This window comes from Echinicola shivajiensis (genome assembly GCF_018642165.1).
Taxonomy (GTDB): domain Bacteria; phylum Bacteroidota; class Bacteroidia; order Cytophagales; family Cyclobacteriaceae; genus Echinicola; species Echinicola shivajiensis.
In genome coordinates this window covers 183,878-207,100 of record NZ_JAHHZM010000007.1, presented here as the reverse complement: position 1 = coordinate 207,100, position 23,223 = coordinate 183,878, and the positions used below count along the sequence as shown (strand labels likewise).

General features: G+C 39.3%; 20 protein-coding genes. 13 read left to right on the top strand and 7 right to left on the bottom strand.

Features of this window, described 5'->3' with window-relative positions; all coding sequences use genetic code 11:
• Positions 1-23: 23 nt before the first annotated feature.
• Together KMW37_RS13460 and KMW37_RS13455 are read right to left on the bottom strand one after the other, a co-directional pair.
• Entirely contained in the window at positions 24-1,856 is a 1,833-nt protein-coding gene (locus KMW37_RS13460) for an ABC transporter ATP-binding protein (protein WP_215225150.1), read from the bottom strand.
• A gap of 24 nt (positions 1,857-1,880) precedes the next feature.
• Positions 1,881-3,557: a hypothetical protein gene (locus tag KMW37_RS13455; protein ID WP_215225149.1), complete on the bottom strand. Its 1,677-nt coding sequence runs from the start codon at positions 3,555-3,557 to the stop codon at positions 1,881-1,883.
• Positions 3,558-3,866: 309 nt separating this feature from the next.
• On the opposite strand from KMW37_RS13455, the gene KMW37_RS13450 reads away from it, so the two are divergent.
• The 10 genes from KMW37_RS13450 (at position 3,867) to KMW37_RS13405 (ending at position 13,157) form a co-directional block, all read left to right on the top strand.
• Positions 3,867-4,112, top strand: a complete 246-nt coding sequence (locus KMW37_RS13450; RefSeq protein WP_186756068.1) for a type B 50S ribosomal protein L31 — start codon at positions 3,867-3,869, stop codon at positions 4,110-4,112.
• 78 nt (positions 4,113-4,190) lie between these two features.
• Entirely contained in the window at positions 4,191-5,393 is a 1,203-nt protein-coding gene (locus KMW37_RS13445; RefSeq protein WP_215225148.1) for a GlmU family protein, read from the top strand.
• A 15-nt stretch (positions 5,394-5,408) separates the two neighbouring features.
• Positions 5,409-6,554 carry a DNA polymerase III subunit gene (locus tag KMW37_RS13440; RefSeq protein WP_215225147.1) on the top strand — a complete coding sequence of 382 codons (1,146 nt, stop codon included), beginning with the start codon at positions 5,409-5,411 and terminating at the stop codon, positions 6,552-6,554.
• Positions 6,551-6,994, top strand: a complete 444-nt coding sequence (locus tag KMW37_RS13435; RefSeq protein ID WP_215225146.1) for an ATP-dependent zinc protease family protein — start codon at positions 6,551-6,553, stop codon at positions 6,992-6,994. Before KMW37_RS13440 ends, KMW37_RS13435 begins: the two co-directional genes overlap by 4 nt.
• Entirely contained in the window at positions 6,991-7,899 is a 909-nt protein-coding gene (gene rimK / locus KMW37_RS13430; protein ID WP_215225145.1) for a 30S ribosomal protein S6--L-glutamate ligase, read from the top strand. Before KMW37_RS13435 ends, rimK begins: the two co-directional genes overlap by 4 nt.
• The gene (gene hemC / locus KMW37_RS13425) at positions 7,899-8,834 is read left to right on the top strand and encodes a hydroxymethylbilane synthase (protein ID WP_215225144.1); all 936 of its coding nucleotides are present in this window, start codon (positions 7,899-7,901) and stop codon (positions 8,832-8,834) included. The genes rimK and hemC overlap by 1 nt, the downstream gene beginning before the upstream one ends.
• 3 nt (positions 8,835-8,837) lie before the next feature.
• A complete protein-coding gene (locus tag KMW37_RS13420; protein WP_215225143.1) occupies positions 8,838-9,671 on the top strand; it encodes a peptidylprolyl isomerase in 834 nt (277 codons plus the stop codon).
• Complete coding sequence (locus tag KMW37_RS13415; protein ID WP_215225142.1) at positions 9,661-10,593, top strand: SDR family oxidoreductase; 933 nt, start codon at positions 9,661-9,663, stop codon at positions 10,591-10,593. Before KMW37_RS13420 ends, KMW37_RS13415 begins: the two co-directional genes overlap by 11 nt.
• Before the next feature lie 254 nt (positions 10,594-10,847).
• Entirely contained in the window at positions 10,848-12,467 is a 1,620-nt protein-coding gene (locus KMW37_RS13410) for an alanine/glycine:cation symporter family protein (protein WP_215225141.1), read from the top strand.
• A 96-nt stretch (positions 12,468-12,563) separates the two neighbouring features.
• The gene (locus tag KMW37_RS13405; protein ID WP_215225140.1) at positions 12,564-13,157 is read left to right on the top strand and encodes a porin family protein; all 594 of its coding nucleotides are present in this window, start codon (positions 12,564-12,566) and stop codon (positions 13,155-13,157) included.
• Positions 13,158-13,191: 34 nt separating this feature from the next.
• On the opposite strand, the gene KMW37_RS13400 is transcribed toward KMW37_RS13405, so the two are convergent.
• Positions 13,192-13,758, bottom strand: a complete 567-nt coding sequence (locus KMW37_RS13400) for a helix-turn-helix domain-containing protein (RefSeq protein ID WP_215225139.1) — start codon at positions 13,756-13,758, stop codon at positions 13,192-13,194.
• Between the two features lie 139 nt (positions 13,759-13,897).
• On the opposite strand from KMW37_RS13400, the gene KMW37_RS13395 reads away from it, so the two are divergent.
• Complete coding sequence (locus KMW37_RS13395; RefSeq protein WP_246581487.1) at positions 13,898-15,895, top strand: alpha-ketoacid dehydrogenase subunit alpha/beta; 1,998 nt, start codon at positions 13,898-13,900, stop codon at positions 15,893-15,895.
• A gap of 55 nt (positions 15,896-15,950) precedes the next feature.
• Here KMW37_RS13395 and KMW37_RS13390 read toward each other — a convergent pair whose 3' ends face one another.
• Positions 15,951-16,544 carry a DUF3244 domain-containing protein gene (locus KMW37_RS13390; RefSeq protein WP_215225138.1) on the bottom strand — a complete coding sequence of 198 codons (594 nt, stop codon included), beginning with the start codon at positions 16,542-16,544 and terminating at the stop codon, positions 15,951-15,953.
• 597 nt (positions 16,545-17,141) lie between these two features.
• Here KMW37_RS13390 and KMW37_RS13385 point away from each other — a divergent pair.
• Positions 17,142-17,849: a hypothetical protein gene (locus tag KMW37_RS13385; RefSeq protein ID WP_215225137.1), complete on the top strand. Its 708-nt coding sequence runs from the start codon at positions 17,142-17,144 to the stop codon at positions 17,847-17,849.
• A gap of 54 nt (positions 17,850-17,903) precedes the next feature.
• On the opposite strand, the gene KMW37_RS13380 is transcribed toward KMW37_RS13385, so the two are convergent.
• The 3 genes from KMW37_RS13380 to KMW37_RS13370 form a co-directional block, all read right to left on the bottom strand.
• On the bottom strand, positions 17,904-18,482 hold the full coding sequence (locus tag KMW37_RS13380) for a DUF3244 domain-containing protein (RefSeq protein WP_215225136.1): 579 nt from the start codon (positions 18,480-18,482) through the stop codon (positions 17,904-17,906).
• 561 nt (positions 18,483-19,043) lie between these two features.
• A complete protein-coding gene (locus KMW37_RS13375; protein WP_215225135.1) occupies positions 19,044-19,652 on the bottom strand; it encodes a hypothetical protein in 609 nt (202 codons plus the stop codon).
• A 1,072-nt stretch (positions 19,653-20,724) separates the two neighbouring features.
• On the bottom strand, positions 20,725-21,909 hold the full coding sequence (locus tag KMW37_RS13370; RefSeq protein WP_215225134.1) for a hypothetical protein: 1,185 nt from the start codon (positions 21,907-21,909) through the stop codon (positions 20,725-20,727).
• 152 nt (positions 21,910-22,061) lie between these two features.
• Here KMW37_RS13370 and KMW37_RS13365 point away from each other — a divergent pair, with 152 nt between their 5' ends.
• Positions 22,062-23,135, top strand: a complete 1,074-nt coding sequence (locus KMW37_RS13365) for a BF3164 family lipoprotein (RefSeq protein WP_215225133.1) — start codon at positions 22,062-22,064, stop codon at positions 23,133-23,135.
• Positions 23,136-23,223: the final 88 nt, after the last annotated feature.

The following is a 23,223-nucleotide window of genomic DNA, read 5'->3' as shown; positions in this document are numbered from 1 at the left end:
ATTGGGTTTTCCTACCTAATATACTAAACTGACTGCATTGAGGAAAGCTTCTTGTACAATCCTTCCTTCTCTAACAGCCCCTCATGTGTTCCTCTTTCTACTATTTCACCTTGTTGGATCACCAAAATCTCATCCGCATGCTGGATGGTACTCAACCTATGAGCAATTACCAAAGTGGTCCTATGACTCATCAAATTGGTCAAGGCTTCCTGCACCAATCGTTCCGACTCTGAGTCCAATGCTGAAGTAGCTTCGTCCAGTATCAGTATTGGTGGGTTTTTCAAAACAGCCCTCGCAATACTCAGCCTCTGCCTTTGACCTCCTGACAACTTACTTCCGCGTTCACCAATATTGGTCTGATATCCATTCTCCAATTTAGCAATAAACTCATGCGCATTGGCAATCTTGGCAGCCTCTATCACTTCCTCTTCTGGAACACCTTCCAGACCAAAAGCTATATTATTAAATACGGTATCATTAAACAATATGGACTCTTGGGTTACGATTCCTATTAAACTTCTCAAGTCTGCAATTTTGTAATCCTTAATATCCACACCATCTAACTTCACCCTACCGTTAAGAGGATCATAAAACCTAGGTAACAAATCAGCAATTGTAGATTTGCCTCCGCCAGAAGGCCCTACCAAAGCAATAGTTTTCCCCTTTTCCAAAGTAAAATGAATATCCTTTAACACCAATTCTTGCTCGTAGCCGAAATTAACATGTTCAAATTCAACTGTCTTTGTAAATTGGCCAAGAGGTTTGGGAGATGCTGGATCTTGAATTTCTGAAGGGGTATCTATCACCTTGAAGATTCTTTCTGCTGATGCCAGTCCTCTTTGGATGGTGCTCATCGCCCTGGAAATCTCCTTAGCAGGATTAAGTACTTGAGTAAACAAAATAATATAAGCCAAAAACTCACTGGCGCTTAAGTCAGAGGTATTGTTAAGAACCAAGCTGCCTCCATATAGGAGGATACCTGCCACAACAAAAACCCCCAAAAACTGGGACATAGGAGATGCCAGCTCATTCCTGCGCGCCATTGAAACATTAATGGAAGAATACTTTCCCGTCTCCTCATCAAACTTATCGTAAACATAGGCCCTAGCGCCAAAAGCCTTCACCACACGCATGCCACCAATTGTTTCATCCAATATATTTACAATTCTTCCCAATGACTCTTGACTTTCAATTGCCTTCTTCTTGAGCCGCTTGGTAATTCCACCAATAAGTGCCCCTGAGATCGGAATGATAAGGATGGTAAAAACTGTCAGCTTTACCGACATAAAAAACAAGGCTCCAAAATATAAAATAATCGTAACCGGCTCTCTAAAAACAACCCTTAAAGACTGAACCACACTATTTTCGACTTCTTGGATATCATTGGTCATTTTGGACATTAGGTCTCCTTTTCGCTCATTGGAAAAATATCCGATATGCATCCTACTCACTTGGTCAAAGACATTCATCCGCATCTTTTTGATCACGTCTGCGCGCACCTTGGCCAGGACTACTCCTGATAAATAAGTAAACAAATTGGAGAGGAATACCGAAACCACGATAATTATGCACACATAAACCAAGGTCCCAAATTTACCATGCATTTCTGCCACTTGAATAAAATAGTGGTTGAACAGATGCATAAAATAATCTATGGTAAAAGAGAAATCTGGCAACATGGCATATTTCTCCAGCTCCACGGGATCCACCTGCTCAAAAATCACATCAAATAATGGCTTGAGCAAGGTGAAATTTAGCAAGCCAAAAATGATTGCCAGAAATGCATATACTATATAAAATGGAAAATATTGTCTGTACGGTCTGGCATAGGCCAGAATTCTTAAATAGGTCTTCATCTATTAAGGGAAAAACCCCATTATCTAATAATTAAAATCCTCTCGGGCAATGTTTAGCCTTAATGAAAGCTGGGAATAATTGGTCATCTCAGGACTATCAAGATCTTGGGCAGTGCGCTTTCGATAACTATGTCCTGCATCCAAAAACAAATTGTGTCGCAGCATATATGAAGCCCTTAAATTGGCAATAAACATCTTGTTTTCTACCCCCTGACCAATGGTATGCCCATATAGTCCCAAACCGTCAGTACCTTCCAATCTGTTTTTCAACAAATCACCTCCCATATTGGTTTCCTCATCTGGATCTGCCCCATAATAATGATAAACTCCTGTAAAATTAAGGGATAATTTTGGTAATGGCTGATACCTTATAATACCAATCATCTCCCTAAAATTGGCTCCCCTTGGGTGGGTAAGGGGAGTACGATAATTGGTATAGGCTTGATATTCTTCCTTTTCCTGATAGGTATAAGGTCTTGCCTGGTTATACTCCAATTGCAAATCCAAATTGGAGACATTGAACACATTGATATATTTATACCCTACTTGTAAGCCATGCTTATTTCTACTGGAGTTTTTCCCGTCCTGACCAAAAAATTCCCCAAAGACAAATTCATCCAAAGCAAATTGCCCATAAAACTGCATGGAATTAGCCACATTCCATTTAAAATCCGTCCCCAGCATCACCTTATCCGGTGTCCCCAATTGATGTTCTACCCATCTGTAAAATATTATCGGATTAAAGTACGTCCAATCAGCCTTATTGGCCATGACAGATTCAAATACACCTAGATTAAATCGCTTACCCAAATTTAGACCCAAGCGATGTAGACTAAAGAACTTCTTAGGATATCTGCCATCTGTTGGCCTTCCTATTCCATCCAAAAAAACATCGGCATTTAACTGGGCCCAAGTATTGGTAAACTGGAGTTTCCATACCCTTGTGTTTAGTTTGAAAAACATATAGGGATTGGAAAAATCAGAAAGCACCATGGACCTGTACCCCTCACCAATAAAATTTCTATCATGGCCCATCTGGGCTGAAATATGCTTACTGACCTGAACAGTCACATAGCCTCTTGCAGAGAAATAACTGTAACCATTATCTCCGTAGGTTTTCCAAAATCCTTCACCTGGCACTGCCCCATTATGCTTGGCATAGGCATCTACCCAAGAAGGAAAAATCACCTCATTGGTACTCAAATAAGTATAAAAGCCCACCTTTCTGTCCACACTTCCCCTGATAGCTATACCTCTGGTATTTTTAAAATTCATAAAATCCTCTTCTGAATCCATGCCTCCCCGAAAATATAAAACTGGATTGACATGCACACCTACCACCTTATCTCTATGGTAATAAAAATCAGACGGCTTTTTATATATCGCATTCCAGAGAGGCTTTTTGGAAAAGTCTGTCTCCTCCTCCATAAACTCCCAATTATCGTTTTTGAGGAAATTCAAATTAAATGCATCCACCCTAGACATTTCTTGCCCGTCAATTGTCCCCAAAAAATTGGCCACGTCATCTCTTCTATACGGCTTGTAGCCGGTGTGGAAGGAAGAATTAAAATTCCCTCCCAATATTTCAAAACGGTCTATTAAATGATAATAGTCCCTATTGAAATCAATATAGGCACTTTGGGCAAAACAAAGCGGAAACAGGAAAATGCTTGCAATTAGGGATAGTAAAAATCTTTTCATGGGCAGCTATTTACACAATTCTTCTATTCAACTACAAAAATTAAAACATTATTAGATGAAAACGAGGTTTTTCTAATAAAAAAGCCTTTTTCAAAAGTCCATTAAAATCATCATCAATGGTTAAACTTTCAAATTTTATTGGTCCTATAGGGCTAATCCAGCATTTTTTTCCCAATTTTGCACCGGATTAGATGGCTGAACCCCTTCTAGTTAAATAATTCATTGATAAACATTTGGAGGCTTTTACAAAAAAGGATAACTTTGTGCCTCCATTTGAAAAAGCGACATTTAATATAAATAGGGATTACCATGAAAAAAGACATTCATCCAAACTACAGAGAGGTTGTTTTTTATGACACTTCCAGTGAATATAAATTCATTACCAAGTCTACTATCGAAACTAACGAGACGATCACTTGGGAAGATGGAAACGAGTATCCAGTTTACAAAATAGAAGTAAGCTCAAACTCACATCCATTCTACACTGGTAAGAAGATGCTATTGGACACTGCGGGTCGAGTAGAAAAATTCAACAGAAGATACAAGAAGAAGTAATTCATTACTTTTCTGTAAAAAAGCGTTTTAAAAGTCTCTTGGAAATTGTATTCCAAGAGACTTTTCTATTTTTGTACCATGGAGGCAATCACATTATTTGATGACCCTGCTTATAGGGGTTCACTATTACCTTTTACTTTTACGCGCCCAGTGGCTGAAATCCGAGTGGGTATTTTAAAAATCAGTGAAAAGTGGGAAAGGCACCTTAATACTAAAGTTGGTTTTTTCACCCAGGATTATTTAAAAAGTAAATTCCCCCAAAAGGAAGGGGCAAAACTATTTATCAATGGAGGACTTTGTCCAGACCATGATTTGGTTACTGCCATCAAATCCTTAAAGAAAGGCCAAGCCCTATATAAGGACAACACCCTTTTGGCGGCGATAGTAGAAACACCTACCGATTTCTCGATAGATGAAATAAAAGAGAAAGAAGAAGCCATAGAATATAAAGGAGAAACTACTCTTATTCACCGGAATTGGCATATCTTTCAGTATAATGGCCTTGAACTCAGAAAGGACTTCCTGCTTATCACTGCCAACAGAAATTCTGTAGGAATAAACGATCCACATACACGGGTTTACAATCCTGAAATGATCTTTGTGGAAGAAGGAGCCCAAATCCGTGCGGCCATACTCAATGCAGAAGATGGACCTATATATATTGGAAAAAACGCACAGGTCCAGGAAGGTGCCATGATCAGAGGCCCCTTTGCACTTTGTGAGGGCGCTGTGGTCAATATGGGAGGCAAGATGAGAGGAGACAATACTATCGGGCCATACTCTAAAGTAGGAGGAGAAGTATCCAACACAGTCATCTTTGGCTATAGTAATAAAGGTCACGATGGATTTATTGGCAATTCTGTCATAGGAGAGTGGTGTAACTTTGGAGCTGATTCCAATATTTCCAACCTTAAAAATAATTATGCTCCAGTCAAAATCTGGGATTATACCAAAGGTGGATTTGCCAACTCAGGACTACAGTTTTGTGGATTAATGATGGGGGACCATTCCAAATGTGGCATCAACACCATGTTCAATACCGGAACTGTAGTAGGCGTCGGAGCAAATATTTTCGGTTCAGGATTTCCAAGAAATTTCGTACCATCATTTGCTTGGGGCGGTGCCGCCGGGTTTTCTACTTTCCAATTCAGAAAATTTGAGGAAACCGCAAGTAAAGTCATCGAAAGGAGAGGCTTCAGCTTTGACGAGACCGAAAAATCTTTGCTCCAGAATATATTTGACATGACCACGGCTTATCGAATTTGGGATAAGAAGGTATAAGCGAAAAGAATAAACATGCTATTTTCATCCATTCCAGGCTTACAGGAAACCAAAGACAAGCTCATTAAGGCCATCAATAACAATCATTTGGCCCATGCGCTGCTATTTCATGGACCTGAAGGTTCTGCCAATCTAAAAATGGCTTTGGCATTGGCAACCTATGTCAACTGTGAAAACCCAGGGAAAAATGATGCCTGTGGAGCATGCAGCGCCTGCCAAAAAATGGCTAAATTAGTTCATCCAGATCTGAGCTTCACTTTCCCAGTCCCAGGAAGCCTTATCAAGGATGATGATGATGGAAACGGCAAGAAAGTTGACATTTTGGCTCCTTGGAGGGAATTTGTACTTCAAAGACCCTATGGAAATCTTCAGGATTGGATATACCATAATGGATTCGAAAAAAAGCAGCTGAACATTTCAAAGGCTGCAGCGAAGCAAATCATAAAAACCATTTCCCTTAAATCATTTGAGGGAGGCTATAAGGTAATTCTGGTTTGGATTCCAGAATTGATGAATACATCATCTGCCAATGCACTATTGAAGGTATTGGAAGAACCACCAGAAAAGACGCTGTTCTTAATGGTAGCCAATCAACCTGAGCAATTGCTTACCACTATTCTTTCCAGGACCCAAAAAGTCTTGGTAAGGGCATTTACAGATGAAGAGATCAAAGGACATCTGATTGCTGAAGGGCTTTGCTCCAAGGAAGCGGGGATGCAGATCGCTCCATTGGCAAATGGCAATATGCGAGAAGCATATCGTTTGGCGGATCAGGTAGTAGATGAAAACACCGCCAAATTCCGAGACTGGATGCGACTTTGCTTTACCTTGGATATCAACAATATCATGTCTTGGTCTGACAATTTCCAAACCTTGGACAAAGAAGGCCAAAAAGCACTTTTCCTTACGGGGCTGAACATATTAAGGGAAAGTTTATTGAAGAGAAGCCAATTGGAAGACTTGATGAGGACAGCTCCAAATGACAGGGAATTCATTGAGAACTTCAGTCTAAAGGCCCTTACGGAAAACAAAATCCTCAGCATATACCAAATGCTGAACACAGCCCATTACCATTTAGAAAGAAATGCAAATGCTAAAATCCTTTTTGCCGATCTTTCTTTTAACATGGCCAAAGTCCTAAGAAAAAAGGAGGAAGAATGAAAAAGTTCGTTATCGGCAGAAGAGAAAAAATCAGCCTTCCCGAATGGGGGCTGGACATGATTTCCTCCAAAGTGGACACTGGAGCATATACCAATGCCATCCATTGCGAATGGGTGGAAGAAAAGGAAATAGATGGTAAAAAGGTATTGGAATTCAAACTCCTTGCACCCACCCATCGCCTTTATAACGATAAATTAATCCAAACTAAAAAATACAGTCAGAAAAAAGTAAAAAACTCCTTTGGAGGTGCAGAGTTAAGATACAAGGTATCCACCAAAGTGCTGATGTTTAATCAGGAATTTGAAACAGAATTCACCTTATCAGACCGGTCTAAAATGCGTAATGCGATTCTTTTAGGCCGAAAAATGCTAAAAGGAAGGTTCATAGTAGATGTAGATGAAACCAACCTATCAAAAAAATATAAAGCTTCACAGCCATGAGAATAGCCGTACTTTCAAGAAACCCAAACCTTTACTCCACCAGGAGGCTAAAGGAAGCCATAGAAGATGCTGGACATGAGGCATTGATCATTGATCATTCATTATGTGACTTGGTCATCGAGCAGGAAGGCCCTTCTATATTTTATAAAGGGGAAAAGCTTAGGGACATTCAAGCCATCATTCCTAGGATAGGAGCTTCTGTGACTTTTTACGGCACTGCCGTAGTCCGCCAGTTTGAACTGATGGGCGCATTCTCAGCGGTAGAGTCCCAGGCAATTGTAAGAAGTAGGGACAAATTAAGGAGTTTACAGATACTTTCCAGAGAAGGATTGGGCATGCCCAAAACGGCCTTCACCAATTTCTCCAAAGGAGGGGAGAAGCAGCTGATAGACCAAGTGGGGGGAGCACCTCTAATAATCAAACTTTTGGAGGGCACCCAAGGATTAGGAGTAGTGCTGGCAGAAACCAAAAAGGCAGGACAATCCGTAATTGAAGCATTCCATGGCCTTAAAGCCAGAATTATCGTTCAGGAATTTATCAAGGAAGCAAAAGGTGCAGATATCAGGGCCTTTGTGGTCAATGGCAAAGTGGTAGGCGCCATGAAAAGACAAGGTGAAGAAGGCGAATTCCGATCGAACCTTCACCGTGGTGGACAAGCTACCGTAATCAAACTTTCCACAGCTGAAAGGAGGGCTGCCCTTGCCGCGGCCAAGGCTTTGGGGCTGGCAGTAGCTGGTGTTGACATGTTACAATCCGCCCGCGGCCCATTAATCTTGGAAGTAAACAGCTCTCCGGGACTGGAAGGCATAGAAAAGGCCACGGGAGTTAATATAGCGGGAAAAATCGTGGAGTATATCGAAGCTTCCGCAAATAAAAAAACTAGTAAAAGCAAAATCAAACAATAATGCAGCCTATCAAAATAGGAACCAGAGGCAGTAAACTTGCACTGTTTCAAGCTTATCATATAGCAGACCTTTTAAAAGCCCAAGGAATTCAAACAGAGATTGTCACCATTGAAACCAAAGGCGACAAAATATTGGATGTTTCCATTTCAAAAATAGGCAGCAAAGGCGTATTTACTGAAGAACTGGAGGATCAATTGGCATCTGGTGAAGTGGACATTGCCGTTCACAGCGCCAAAGATATGCCTTCAAGTCTTCCAGAAGGGTTTGAGCTCATTTCCTTTACTGAGCGAGAAAAGGTAAATGATATCATCTTGAGCCACAATGCAAACATCGATTATACCAATCCTGAAAAGCCCCTACTTTTAGGAACGTCTTCTACCAGGAGAGTGGCCACTTTAAAACATTTCTACCCTCATATCAAAACCGTAGAGGTCAGAGGCAACCTTCAGACCAGAATAAAAAAAATGGAGTCAGGTGTTTGTGACGCACTACTTTTGGCCTATGCAGGCGCTCATAGGATGGGCTATGATGATATGATCCGACATGAGCTTTCCCTAGATGAATTTACCCCAGCTGTGGGACAAGGAAGTATTGCAGTAGAAGCATCTTCAAAATTGGACAGCGATCTGAGAAAGCTGATCATTAATGCCACCCATCACGAGGAAACAGGCTATCGTCTAAAAGCTGAGCGCAGCTATCTGAAAGTCCTTGAAGGAGGATGTAGCATTCCCGTATTTTGTCTTGCAGAATATGACAATGGCCAACTGACCCTCAATGGAGGAATCGTAAGCCTAGATGGAAAAGAAAGAATTCAGCATAGCATTACAGGTCCCGCTGAAAAAGCAGAAGACTTAGGCAAGGAACTGGCTGAAAAAGTCATCCAATCAGGCGGCGGCAGAATGTTGGCCGAAATAAAAGACACCCTTAAAAAGTAAATCATGAAATTAAGATTTCTTTGGGTAGTTTGTTTGCTACCCTTGTTGATCTCTTGTTCATCTGACAAGGATGCATTGATCAAAATTCATACTAGGCATGGAGACATTTTCGCCATTTTACATGATCAAACTCCAAAGCACAAGGAAAACTTCATCAAATTGGCAGAAGCTGGAAGGTTTGATTCCACCCAATTCCACCGTATCATCGACAATTTCATGATTCAAGCGGGCGATGTTTTTTCTAAAGAAGGCTTGCCAGAAGATGAATGGTACACCATCCCCGCAGAATTTAACGATGACCTTATTCATGAAAAGGGAGCCATTGCAGCTGCCAGACAGGGAGATAATATCAATCCAGAAAAGCGATCCAGCGGTTGCCAGTTCTATATCGTCGAGGGCCAGGAATATACCGAATTAGAATTGACCACAGACATGAGGCGTTTACAAAAACAGTTCATGAAATATATCAGTTTGGAGAGCAACAAAGATTTGGGAAAGCGTTATGCTGAACTTTATGCTTTTGGTGATTTCAAAGGAATGAATGATTTGATGCTTTCAAAGAAAGTTATCATGGAAGACTTTTATGATATCAATTTGGATAAAAAATTAAGCCCAAAGCAAATTGAAGCCTATACGAGCGTAGGTGGAACCCCCCATTTAGATGAGGGTGGATATACTGTATTTGGCAAGGTCATCAAAGGAATGGATGTGGTGGATAAAATTTCTGCCGAACAAACCAATCCAATGGACCAGCCCATTGATCCGGTTTACATCACTGTTGAAGTGGAGAACATGAGCAAAAAGAAAATCACGAAAGATTACGGTTTTGAATACTAAAAACAATCATCAGGACACCGTCTTGGTCACAGGTGCCAATGGCCTGCTAGGTCAAAAGCTGATCAAAAGACTCCTCGAAAAAGGCTCATTCAAAATAGTCGCTACTGGAAGAGGAGGCTGCAGGCTCCCCAAAGACTGGCAAGGCTTCGACTATGAACCAATGGACATTACCGACCCCGTATCCATCGAAAAAGTCTTTGCTACTTATCATCCTGAAATAGTTATCCATGGTGCCGCCATGACCAATGTGGACCAATGTGAAACTGAACAGGAAGCCTGCTATGCGCAAAACGTAAGTGCGGTTAAAAACATCATCACAGCCTCTGAGAAAATTGACGCTTACCTGCTCCATGTTTCTACCGATTTCATTTTCGATGGTGAAGCAGGCCCATATACTGAGGAGGCAAAAGCCAACCCTATCAATTATTACGGAGAAACCAAATTAGAGGCAGAAAACCTGGTTTTCGCTTCGAAATTAAAATGGGGCATAGCAAGAACGGTTTTGGTTTACGGCCTTTCCCACGACATGAGCAGATCCAATATTGTCCTTTGGGTAAAAAACTCAATAGAGCAAGGAAAAGAATTGCAGGTAGTAGATGATCAACTTCGGACTCCTACTTTGGCAGAAGATCTCGCAGAAGGTTGCCTATTGATGGCTGAACAAAGAGCTACCGGGATTTTCAATATTTCTGGGGAAGAGCTTTTGACTCCTTATGAAATGGCTATGCAGACTGCAGACTTCTTCAAATTGGACAAAACCAAGATCAACAGGGCTGACTCCAACACCTTCCAACAAAAGGCAAAAAGACCCCTAAAAACAGGATTTATCATCAAAAAAGCGAAAGAACAGCTTAATTATCAACCAAAAAGTTTTATAAATGGAATTGGTATTCTAGCAAAACAGCTTAATTTAGCCGATTGATAAATTCAACTAATATTAGCACAATCCAATTTTATCCCTCATAATCATGAATCACATCCTTAATTTATTTAGCTCATATGGCTATAGGGATGGTATTCTTAAACCGAATACCTCCTTATCATAAACCGGAACACCAAGTCCGGCGGATGAAAAATCAGTATTTAAGGGAGATTGGATTGGGAGATATAAACTAAAAACAGAATTTATCCTAAAGTTTATAAGACTCAAATATACAAATCAAACTTAAACACATTATGTATAGAAAACTTCTATCCTTCTTAATTTTTCTACTACCCATTTCCCTATACGCACAGGAAACTTCACCTACGGAAGACTTAAGTTTTGGACAAAGAATCGACCAATCATTTCAACCTGTAGCGGATGCTTGGGAGAGCCTCGTTCTTTACCCTATCACCATAGGTGACTATAATATTCCGATCGTTTTGATTTTATTGGTTTGTGGTGCAACATTTTTCACCATTTACTTTGCAGTTCCTGGCATTACCAAAATGCCTTTGGCCATCAATACCGTTAAGGGAAAATATGATGATATGGAGAAAAACTATAAAGACCCTGAAACTGGGGAAATTATGGTGGATGACTCTAAGGGAGGAGAGGTAAGTCACTTTCAGGCCCTAGCTACAGCTGTATCAGGAACCGTCGGTCTTGGTAATATTGCAGGTGTTGCAGTGGCCATTGCCATCGGTGGACCGGGAGCTACTTTCTGGATGATCATCTGTGGTATTTTAGGGATGAGCACCAAATTCGTCGAATGTACCCTTGGTGTGAAATACAGGGATGTAGACAAGGATGGAGTAGTATATGGTGGCCCAATGTACTATCTATCCCGTGGACTAGGACATGATCTTAAAAAAGGGCGCTTGGGACAATTTCTAGGAGGACTATTTGCAGTGCTTTGTGTGGGAGCTTCATTTGGGGGTGGAAATGCCTTCCAATCCAACCAAGCAGCCTCCCAACTTTCAAACCTGTTAGGCATCAACTTCCAAACCAATGGTTTTTGGATCGGTATTGTACTTGCCATGTTGGTTGCAGTAGTAATCATCGGAGGAATCAAAAGAATTGCCACTATTACTGAGAAAATCGTTCCATTCATGGCTGGTGTTTATGTATTGGCTTCCTTGATTATTTTAGGGGCGCATTATGATTATATAGACGATGCATTTGGATTGATCATTGAAGGTGCTTTCAGCCCCATGGCAGGACTTGGCGGTATGGTAGGTGTCCTTATTGTAGGTTTCCAGAGAGCGGCCTTTTCCAATGAGGCGGGTGCTGGATCTGCTGCAATCGCCCACTCTGCTGTGAAAACCAAATTCCCTGCAAGTGAGGGTGTAGTTGCTCTTTTGGAACCACTTATTGACACTGTAATCGTATGTACGATGACTGCATTGGTTATCATCTTTTTCAATATTGACGGTGGTCTTGGCAATGTAGAAAGCATATTCAATTATGGAGGTGATGGCAGCGGAAATGTAATCCTTAAAGATGGAGGAGCATCAGTTGGTGGTGTAGAGCTTACTACAATGGCCTATGACACTGTGATTCCTCACTTCTCCTATGTGTTGACAGTAGCCATCATTATGTTTGCTTTTTCGACCATGATCTCCTGGTCATATTATGGACTTCAATCTTGGAAATTCCTTTTTGGAAGAAGTAAGGCTGCTGACCTTAGTTATAAAATCATATTCCTGGCATTTATTGTAATTGGAGCTTCTACCACCTTAAATGCCGTAGTTAAATTCTCTGATGCCATGATCTTGGCCCTGGTATTCCCGAATATGATTGGATTGTTCTTCTTATTCCCCAAGGTAAAGCAAGAACTAAAAAAATATACCGAAGCAATCAAAAACATGTAATAATATCTTCACTAAACTTCAAACACCTTGCTCTGGCAAGGTATTTGAAGTTTAGGAGAAAGCATATTTTAGATTTCAACGGATAAATATTAAGTGATGAAAAAATTATTGGCCCTTTTTGCATTTTCTTTTCTTGCATTGTCTACCCAGTTGAAGGCCCAGGACTTTTCCATAGGCCCAAAACTAGGCATATCCCAAGGAAACATCAGCGTAAACAATGGTGAGTACAAAAGTGGTAGCAGCAAGTTGGGCTACCATATCGGTGCCTTTGCCAGGATGGGTGGAAGATCCCTGTATCTACAACCAGAGGTCTTGTATGTAAATACAGGTGGAGAAATCACCAAGACAAACGGCCCTGATGAGCAAAGTTTTGAAGCTAGCTTCAACAGGTTGGATGTCCCTGTTATCTTAGGTTTTAAATTGGGAAATCTATTTAGAATACAAGGTGGGCCAGTTGGCAGCTTTTTGCTTAACTCCAAGTTTTCTGAGGAGCTTGAATCCGACCCCGTTCCTGATTATAAGAAATCCACCGTTGGATATCAGGCAGGTATTGGATTGGATATTGCCAATATGATCATCGACTTAAAATACGAAGGTTCGTTGAGCAAACAAGCAGAAAGCATTGCTGGACTGGAAACGGACCAAAGACAAAACCAGCTGATCTTATCACTTGGTTTAAGGCTGTTCTAAAAAATAAAAAGAGCGATGAAATTCATCGCTCTTTTTATTTCAATTGGTCCAAGCTTTCTCGAGGTTTGTCTTTCAATTTTTTATAGGCTGAAGGAGTCATGCCCACCACTTTTTTAAACTGGCTCGACAGGTGCTGGACACTGCTATACCCTAAACGCCAAGCAATTTCACTCAATTGCAACTCTTGGTAACAGAGCAATTCCTTGGTCTTTTCTATCTTAAGATGGATAAAATATTTCTCTATGGTTATACCCTCAGTAGTACTGAACAAATGACTTAGGCTACTATAATCTTCTGGGATAATCGAATTGATATAAGCTGAAATATTTAAATCTGTACTAAGCTCCTCCTCCTGCATCATCGCATGCAAGGCATTCTTTATCCGTTCAACCGTCTGGATTTGTTTTCCCTTCAATAGTTCAAACCCCATCCCATGTAATGCTTTTTCAAGGCTTTTCTCTATTTCTTTATCAAGAGGAGACTGAACGCTCACCTTCCCTAATTCGACCTTGTCAACAGCAACACCCTGGTCCTTAAAAATCTTTTCTACCGCCATGATACAGCGAGGACAAACCATATTTTTAATTAAAATTTCCGACATACTCTTTAAACTGATTTGACCAATTAGAAGTTCTGAAAATTTTATCAACCCCTATAGAACTCATTTTTCTTGGCCTAATCTAATTCTTTGTTTTCAATATAACTTACTGTAATTTGCTTTGATTATATTTCAATATACCATGAATAAAACCAATTCCTTGATGTTTTTTGATCGCAAAAGCCTGAGTGATGAAGTGTTAGCGTCTTTTTATCAAGCACTTTTGGTACCTAGGAAGATCGAAGAAAAAATGTTGATTCTTTTACGTCAAGGAAAAATCAGCAAGTGGTTTAGCGGATGGGGTCAGGAAGCAATTTCTACGGCTGCTGTAATGGCCATGGAACCTGATGAGTTCTTGCTCCCTATGCATAGGAATTTAGGTGTATTTACAGGCAGGGGCATTCCCTTGGACAGGCTATTCGCCCAATTCCAAGGCAAAATCACTGGCTATACCAAGGGCAGAGATCGATCCTTCCACTTTGGCTCAATAGAGCACCATATAGTAGGAATGATCTCCCATTTGGGGCCTCAGATGGCTTTAGCAGATGGAATAGCCCTTTCTCATAAACTGAAAAAAGAAAAAAAAGCCACTTTGGTTTTCACCGGTGATGGTGCCAGCTCAGAAGGAGACTTTCATGAAGCCCTGAACATAGCCGCAGTATGGCAATTACCAGTAATTTTTCTAATTGAAAATAATGGCTATGGGCTTTCCACTCCAAGCCATGAACAGTTCAGATGCGAACAGTTTATAGATAAGGGACCTGGCTACGGTATGGAAGCAGTCAAGGTGGATGGGAACAATATCCTGGAACTTTACCACTGCCTTTCAGAAATAGCAAAAGATATCAGGGAGAACCCGAGACCCTTTATCGTAGAGGCATGCACTTATAGGATGCGTGGCCATGAAGAGGCTTCAGGGACAAAATATGTCCCCCAGGGCTATTTTGAGGAAGGTGCCAAAAAAGACCCTATCAAAAACTTTGAGGAATTCTTGGTTTCAGAAGGCATTCTGAATAAAAGTAGAAAGCAGGAAATCCACCAAGATATCCAGGAAAAAATCGAAACAGGCCTTGAAAAGGCTTTTGCCAGTTCTCCGCCTGAAGCAAATACAGTAAGGGAGCTGGAGGATATTTATGCCCCTTATGATCCAATATTAATCGAAGCTACATCCAACAAAACCTCTGAAAAAAGATTGGTTGATGCGGTTCAAGATGGGCTGAGAAAATGCATGCAACGCCATCCTGAATTAATCCTCATGGGACAGGACATTGGAACTTATGGAGGGGTATTCAAAGTCACTGATGGATTTATAGAGAAATTTGGTCCTGAAAGGGTACGCAATACCCCGCTCTGTGAAAGCGCCATAATTGGCACAGCACTGGGGCTGTCCGTTGCCGGTTATAAATCTGTGGTAGAAATGCAGTTTGCAGATTTTGTCAGCTGTGGCTTTAACCAAATTGTCAACAATTTGGCGAAACTACATTACCGTTGGGGGCAAAATGCAGATGTGGTCATCCGTCTGCCAACTGGCGCCGGAGTTGGTGCAGGGCCTTTTCACTCTCAGTCTAATGAAGCTTGGTTTTTTCATACCCCAGGGCTTAAAATCATTTATCCATCCTCCCCTTATCAGGCCAAAGGCTTGTTGGCTTCAGCTATTGAAGACCCTAACCCATGCCTATTTTTTGAGCATAAAGGGCTTTATAGATCTATAAGCGAAGAAATACCTGATGACTATTACAATCTTGAAATTGGCAAAGCCCATTTGGTGAGTGAAGGAGAACAGCTTAGCATTATCACCTATGGGATGGGAGTTCATTGGGCAAAAGAGGCCACCCAAGAAACTGGCATAAAAGCGGACATCCTTGACCTATGCACCTTATTACCATGGGACAAGGCTGCAGTTGCTACCACGGTGAGAAAAACCAATAAGGTCATCATTCTTCATGAAGATTGTTTAACTGGGGGAATTGGAGCAGAAATTGCAGCTTGGATAAGCGAGCATTGCTTTGAAGAACTCGATGCTCCAGTGATGCGAGAAGCTAGCCTGGATAGCCCAGTACCCTTTGCCGCCAATCTAGAAAATAACTTCCTGCCCAAGGACAGGTTTAAAGAAAAGTTGGAAAAACTCCTTAAATACTAAAAAAGGCTGCCCTTAACGGACAGCCTTCAGCCCAAACCTATGCTACTTGGTGGGATTAGAAATAAATGTATTTCTTTCTCCCTTGGGCATCCTTGATTCTTACATATAGTCCTTCAACTTCCCTGTTGGTAATTCTATAATCTCTCTCAAATCCATCTTTAACTTTCACTATGTCACTGGCAATTTTATGGTTGCCCTCATCAAAAATATCCACTTGAGTTCCTTCTTCCTCTATCCCCAACACCATTAGGTTGATGGTATGATTGTCCACTACTTTACCAAAGGCCACTATGGGCATTTCAAAAACCACTTTTTTCTCTTCAGTCTCTACATTATAGATAGCGACTTCATCCTTGGTCTTGATTTTTACTGAATAATTTCCTTCTGGCAGATCCGTTAGATCATATGGGATTTTCATCGGGGTCTTGGCATTGTACTTATTATGCGCCAAGATTTTATTTTCTTCATCTAAGATGGAAATGGTTACTTTACCTACAGGTTCCTTAAAACTGATTTTGACCTTTTCGTCATTAGCTTCAACGCTTGTCACGGCCATTAGACTTTCTTTTGTAGAAGGATTTGGATCAACAGAAGCCTGTGCGATAAAAATTAATCCTAATACGAATACGGAGGTTAATAATGCTTTCATGATGGTGTATATTAATTAATTGAATGTTTTATTTTTTGTGATTGTACCTCCATTATTGCCAATTATGTACCACACCAAATTCACCATCTATTATTTGGCATTTTTTAATTTTTCAAAATGAAGCAATTGTTAAAAAATTTCAATATCGGCTCCTTTGGCACAGTCCCAATTCTCAGAAAGTTGTATCGTACTGATATAGGTGTCCGCTAATATGATCGCATCCGATACAGTTTTTGGCTATTTTCTACTTTCGACTAGCTACGGACTTATTGTCTAAGGGAGTTAGAAAAAAATATATTTTTTTATTATTACTCAATAAAAAAATAAAGGTATAGGATATCATTTAGTCAAAATTGTTCTATTTCGGACAATAAACTGTACTATTCCGACACAAAACAATACCAACCCGTGGCTGAAGATTCCTTCTTGACCCAGCAATTTTAAGCAGCAAGATGGGTACAATCTATATCCCTTTTCGCCAAAAGGATTTTCGACAATAGCTAGTTATAAAAACCTAAATCCCCGACCCAATAACTAAAACTAATTTTATGGCATGGACATTGGCTAATGCAGATAGAACTAAACCAACTATTTATTATGAAAAGGAATACTTTAATAATGGGGCTTTTAACTCTGGGAAGCCTAGGATTTTTATCCTCCTGTAACAATGACGATACAGATGAAATGCCCAGAGCCAATGTAACAGTAAAAGCCAGAGCAGTGGCAGAAAACAACTCAGAAGAAAACAATGGGCTCATTTCTGGAGCAAGTATTACCAGTGCAGATTTTTCCTTTGGCAACCTTTCTATCATTGGAAGCTCAAGTGCCTCTGGAAATATCCAGTTACCTGTAGAAGAATCGATGAGCTATAGCCTCAACCTGATCCAAAGTGCGCTGCCACAAAGTGAAACACTCGGCAGCATTAGTTTAGACGCAGGAAATTATTCTGGAATAACTTTGCAATTCCAACAGGATGAGGCTTTGCTTGAAAGTGATGAAATGTTTGAAAAAACCATCAATATCCAAGGAAATGTAAATGGACAGTTATTGAATATTTATACTGATACAGAAGAAATACTTACTGCTGCAGCCAATGGAGGAAGCCTTAAAATAGAAGGCAACCAAGAAGTGTACATCAACTTTGACCTCAACCTACTACTTGAAAACACTGACCTTAGCTTAGCTGTTGATGGAAATAATAATGGCGTGGTTGAAATTGAACCGAACAATATGGATGGCAATAGGAATATTTACCTTACCATGATGGGCAATTTGGAAAAGGCGCTTTATATCTCAAAAAATTAAATAAAAAAAGGCGCTTTGAGATTTCAAAGCGCCTTTTCACTAACAATATACTTATTAAAGTGCAGAGAAATATTTACCCTGACCATTTTCACTACTTACTTCAAAAACCAAGTTGTCAATAGAAGTTACTTTTTCAAACTTAAAGACCTTTCCGAACTTGTTTCCTTCGAAAGACGATTCAAAGATCACATTTCCGTTATCAAAAATCCTTACTGTTTTTTTGGCATCATCAGTTGATTTAACCAAAACGGCTACATTATCATCACCTAATACTTTTACTTTGGTGAAATAATCAACCTGCTCTTTTTTCGCTCCTACAAATACATCCATGTTTTGTAGTGTTCCTTGCTCAGGAGTAAACACTTCGATTTTATAATCTCCTTCAGCTAGTGCTGTAAGATCATATTTTTTAGCGAAAAACTTCTCACTTGAAATAATGTCTTTATATACTACTGAACTGTTTTCATCTTTGATTCTTACCAAAACCTTGCTGTTTGGTACCGCTAGGAATTTCACCTCAACTTTTTTGTCAGCAATTTTTTCGATTTTAACAACTTTGTCGTCCAAATCGGATTTAGCAAATGTACTTACTGAAATACCTAATGCTAAGATTGATGCAATAATTAATCTCATGATTTTAGAAATTTTATTTGATGCTTTATATTTTCTTAAATTTTCCAGCTCGAGACCACTAGGCCTCGGGCCATTTCTAGAGGCTAACTATTTTGGGTGGGCTTGTTATGATCTCCGATCACCTTACAAAGGTACAAACCAATAATTCTATTGCAAAATATTCAATCAAAACAATATAGTTTTAACGATTTAATAACAATTAAGCCAAAAAACTAATCATATAACATTTTATAAAAAATGAAAAGCAAAAACAGACAACACAAGTAATTCAAAATTTTAATTTGAAAAAATAAACTACAAAAAAATTAAATTTATTTAAAAAATATATGATTTAACATTATCACAATATTAATTGGAATAATACCGAAAACGGTTGCGGGACATTTTGATTCAAAATCATGTACAATAGCATCATTAAAATCAAAACCCTTTCCTATTAATTCACCAACAATAGCCCAGTATATAAAGATGTTTTCATCACCAAGAAAGCACACTTGGGTAGCAACAAAAAAGACCATCCGCCTAGGCAGATGGTCTCCATATTATGTTGGTTCAATTCTATTAAAGAGCAGACAGGTATTTGCCATCACCATTTTCACCTCTTACTTCGAATACAAGGTCTTTAAGTGATTCTACTTTTTTAAGTTTGAATAATTTCCCGTATTTATTCCCTTCAAAAGAATCTTCAAATACCACATGCCCTTTATCAAGGATGCGTATAGTCTTCTTACTTTCCCCCTGGGTTTTCACCAATAGAGCCACATTTTCATTGTCTATGACTTTTACTTTGGTGAAGTAATTAGAACCAGCTGCTTTTTCTCTACCTAATGACACTTCAAAGTTATCAATGGTACCTTCTTCTTTGGTAAACACTTCAAACTCATAATTTCCCTCAGCTAAGGCAGATAGGTCATAACTCTTTTTGAACTCCTTATCGGTACTGATGATTTCCTTAAATACCAAAGTATTTCTATCATTCTTGATTCTCACCAATATTTTACCAGTAGGTTCCGATAAATACTTTAGCTGAACTTTTTTGTCCCCAACTTTCTCAAGGACCACCGTTGATTTTTTGTCTTTTTCTTTCTCTAGGTCTTTTTGACCTGCTGAATAAGCAAATGCATTTCCTGAAATGCACACTGCTACTAAAGTTGCAATAATTAATCTCATGGTTTCAAAATTTTAAGGGTTATAACTAACACTTGTCAAACCTCCCGACTGTCCCTTGGGCGCCGGATTTTTCTGAGGCTAATTATTTTGGGCAGGTACTATTAATTACTTAATCACGTGATTGTAATTCAAACGTAAAAAACAGGATTCAAAATTGCAAATACCGCAACAAAAAATAATTTTTATTAACAATTTGACAATATTCGAAATTCAGTGATAATTATTTAATATTGAAAAGCCGAAACCGTTTGCAGGCAATTCAAACAATAGTCCAGTTCAAAAAACACCAAATAAATTACATTTTTCACAAAAGGCATAAAATGAAAAAAATTTAAAAAAAGATCAATAAACAAACCTAAAAACAATAAATACACATAATTATTTAAAATACGGGGTTTAAAACAAACCTAAAAATCACATTAATACAATAAAAGGCAACACTCATTTCTTTCCCAATATATCCAAGTCACCCTATCAATTATCTGCTTTTGGAGGCTCTGGCTATAAGAAAAAACCTTGGTTCTATATGATTTACTGTGGGCAACTTTTACTTTGTTTGCCAAATTTCAGTGTGATCCTTACCTCATCTGATTTGTTACTTTTTTCCTACAGGTGAAAAAAGTAACCTAAACCTGTCCGCCTAAGGAGGAAACCCCGCCGCTACGCCACAGCGCACAGGTATACATCTATTGAGTTAAAATTAAAGCCCTCCCTCATGCAGGCAAACTCCTCCTGCATAGCTACCTGCAACCTCTTTGTTCAGCACTTCTTCAGACCTGCCTAGCCGGACAGGCAGGCAAGCCTGCCTTATTGCTTACCCACTTCTTTAATTTCTTAACGCTCAATATCTGTAAGGCGGATTTGCAAATATAATTGAGGTCGCCTGCGACAGGCTTGCTAAGAAGGTATCCCTTATTAAGGTTTAGTCACATTATTAAATATAGAGCCACAATCTTCTGCTATTATTATCAGCTAATTCAGAGAGAGACCTTTGCTCAACTTTCTATAAGTCTATCATCTAATGTCTAGCCTCTGAGCAAATACTTTGTACTTAATACTAGCTACTTGATACTTATTTCACCTTCAGCTTATAAAAAACATTATAATCCCGCTCCACTTCCGGGTCAAGATTGTCATTAACATAGATAAATCCTTCTTCGTCCGAAAAGTTGATGCCGCCATGAACTGGCAGCTCATTGATCACCCCTACTTGCTTGCCATCCTTAATAACCATATAATATGGCTTGGCATACTGTTCAGAGGCCTCCTTAAATTCTGGCAACTGATAGTACTGCTCACTTTTGGCTCGTAATTCCTTCAATATCTCCTTAGGTATCCTGGTATAAAAGCCCACCAAATATCCATCATCCAAAACCCTTAGGTCTGTAAAAAAGGGATAATCATCCAACCAACGCTCAGCATCAAGATCTATATCTGGAGCTAAATCAGGCCTGAAACGATGACTCAGTTTGACACTATCTTTTAAAATCGGTTCTTCTCCAGAATAATCATATATAAAAAGCTGATTCCCTGCAGATGGCAGCAAAGCCATTTCTTTATTCTTCCTGTTAATGGTCACCAGAGGAGAAGCCTCTCCCACATATCGGCCAGACTTCCTAGGTTCCCATTCCTCAGGATAGGTAGTAATTAGCTCACTCTCTACATCTTCAATATTATAGTTAAAAACTGTTTTCGCTTGGCTGTAAAAACCTGCACCTAGTTTTTCTGCATTGACCTCCTTATGGTTATAGGCATTTCTTTCCTCTCCAAGAACATACAACTCACCATTTTTACTGTAGGGATGAAAGGTAGTTCTTGTCGCATTTATGGTAATGGAGAATATACCTTCGGTCACTGCAGGCAAACTTTTCTTCTTGTTTCCTTGATAGTCAAAAACATAATAACCGGTCATTAGATTTTGGGCCACCCAAGCAGTATCGTTCAACAATCTATATCCAACCCCATAGCTTCCAATTCCATTGGGGCTGTCGTTAAGAATATCATATTCCTTTATCACAGTCCCATTTTCATCTACCAATAAAGGCTGTCGACTTTGATTGTTTCTCAGCATAAAATAGCCCAAACTCGCCAGATGATCATCCATCAATAAGGGTTCCAGCTCATCTACCACCAAAGAATCCACGAGTTCCAATTCTAGATCAGCTGTCGGCCCTTGCAGTATTTGCTTTTCCTTTTTCCCACAGCCAACTAATAATACAGCCACACCAATAGCTATCAGTAATGAATTCCTTACCATGATTTGATTTCCTTTTTAATGTCCTTTTATCCTCAATGACCATCCAGTCCACATCCCAAACATAAGTAGTACCAAAAATACATTAATTAAATTTTAGTTTTAAAACTATTTTTGTAGTTTACACTATTATTATATCAACATTACTTTTAAATATGCGATACTTTATAATCTTTTCCTTTTTCCTATTAACAATAAACTGTAGCCAAAAACAGGAAACCTCCACTTACAACCAAAGAAAAAAAATAAATTTTACAGCAAAAGATATCCCTGCACCGAAAAAACTAACAGGCCTAAAGCTATCCTTCCAAGAATTCTTAAATCCAAGACATATCTTATACTTGGACAATCATCTTATTATCGCTGAAAATAGCCAACAAGAATCTGACGTTTTCTATTTGTATAACCTGGAAAAAAGGACCTTTCTTAAAACAATGGGAAAAAAGGGACTTGGTCCAGGAGAAATAATAACATCATCTAGCTTGGAAGCCGGTTTCAAAACTGGAGAATTCTGGAACTATGATTCCAACTGCAGAACAATCAATAAATTCAATATAAATGATGATGATAGCAGCAAACTGGCTACCACTCAAATAAAAGCCCCTACCAACCTAAATCTGGTCACTGAAATGACTCTTACTTCACAAAGCTCATTTATCGTTAAGACAGCAAATATTTGGGATAAACTGGCAGAAATAAATTTTGAAGGAGACACCCTAAGAAAACTGGGCTCTTGGAAAAACATGATCGATAAAAAGGGACTCAATCCCTTCTCTGTTTCCCATATCTGCCAAGGCAAACTTAGTAGCTCTTTGGACAAGAAATATGTGGGGATTTCTGGTATACTAAAAGACTTTGTGGAAATCTTTGAGCTCGAAACGGGCAAGATTTTATATATAGAAGGGCCTTTAGGCGAAGATCCCTCATTTGAACTTCGTCAATGGACAACAGAAACCTATCCGGTCTTTCATCAACCTTCTACTATGCATTACAGCCAGTTATACTTAGCCAAAGACAGTTTTTTCGTCTTGTATATCGGCAAAACAAATTCAAGAGAATCTGTTCCCGACTCTCATTCAAAAATATTTCAATTTGATTATGAGGGGAATTTCCTAAATAATTATCTCTTAGATTATCCCATACTAAGCTTTTCAATGGATGAAAAAGAGATGAAAATTTATGCTATCACTAAAGATGAAGATCCCAATGTGGCGGTTTTTGAACTTTAATAAATTTTGTATAAAACTTCTAATTCCCCAATACTGAGACTTTCAGAACATAAAAAACAATTCAGGGACTCCTTTTAATGATAGCCTC

Excerpts from the sequence above, each read along its gene's own strand:
- KMW37_RS13375 (WP_215225135.1), bottom strand. The coding sequence starts at position 19,652 with ATGAGATTAATTATTGCAACTTTAGTAGCAGTGTGCATTTCAGGAAAT.
- KMW37_RS13370 (WP_215225134.1), bottom strand. The coding sequence starts at position 21,909 with ATGGTAAGGAATTCATTACTGATAGCTATTGGTGTGGCTGTATTATTA.
- KMW37_RS13400 (WP_215225139.1), bottom strand. The coding sequence starts at position 13,758 with ATGTCGGAAATTTTAATTAAAAATATGGTTTGTCCTCGCTGTATCATG.
- KMW37_RS13445 (WP_215225148.1), top strand. The coding sequence starts at position 4,191 with ATGGAGGCAATCACATTATTTGATGACCCTGCTTATAGGGGTTCACTA.
- rimK (WP_215225145.1), top strand. The coding sequence starts at position 6,991 with ATGAGAATAGCCGTACTTTCAAGAAACCCAAACCTTTACTCCACCAGG.
- KMW37_RS13380 (WP_215225136.1), bottom strand. The coding sequence starts at position 18,482 with ATGAGATTAATTATTGCATCAATCTTAGCATTAGGTATTTCAGTAAGT.
- hemC (WP_215225144.1), top strand. The coding sequence starts at position 7,899 with ATGCAGCCTATCAAAATAGGAACCAGAGGCAGTAAACTTGCACTGTTT.
- KMW37_RS13395 (WP_246581487.1), top strand. The coding sequence starts at position 13,898 with ATGAATAAAACCAATTCCTTGATGTTTTTTGATCGCAAAAGCCTGAGT.
- KMW37_RS13410 (WP_215225141.1), top strand. The coding sequence starts at position 10,848 with ATGTATAGAAAACTTCTATCCTTCTTAATTTTTCTACTACCCATTTCC.
- KMW37_RS13450 (WP_186756068.1), top strand. The coding sequence starts at position 3,867 with ATGAAAAAAGACATTCATCCAAACTACAGAGAGGTTGTTTTTTATGAC.
- KMW37_RS13365 (WP_215225133.1), top strand. The coding sequence starts at position 22,062 with ATGCGATACTTTATAATCTTTTCCTTTTTCCTATTAACAATAAACTGT.
- KMW37_RS13385 (WP_215225137.1), top strand. The coding sequence starts at position 17,142 with ATGAAAAGGAATACTTTAATAATGGGGCTTTTAACTCTGGGAAGCCTA.
- KMW37_RS13405 (WP_215225140.1), top strand. The coding sequence starts at position 12,564 with ATGAAAAAATTATTGGCCCTTTTTGCATTTTCTTTTCTTGCATTGTCT.
- KMW37_RS13420 (WP_215225143.1), top strand. The coding sequence starts at position 8,838 with ATGAAATTAAGATTTCTTTGGGTAGTTTGTTTGCTACCCTTGTTGATC.
- KMW37_RS13460 (WP_215225150.1), bottom strand. The coding sequence starts at position 1,856 with ATGAAGACCTATTTAAGAATTCTGGCCTATGCCAGACCGTACAGACAA.
- KMW37_RS13390 (WP_215225138.1), bottom strand. The coding sequence starts at position 16,544 with ATGAAAGCATTATTAACCTCCGTATTCGTATTAGGATTAATTTTTATC.
- KMW37_RS13455 (WP_215225149.1), bottom strand. The coding sequence starts at position 3,557 with ATGAAAAGATTTTTACTATCCCTAATTGCAAGCATTTTCCTGTTTCCG.
- KMW37_RS13440 (WP_215225147.1), top strand. The coding sequence starts at position 5,409 with ATGCTATTTTCATCCATTCCAGGCTTACAGGAAACCAAAGACAAGCTC.
- KMW37_RS13435 (WP_215225146.1), top strand. The coding sequence starts at position 6,551 with ATGAAAAAGTTCGTTATCGGCAGAAGAGAAAAAATCAGCCTTCCCGAA.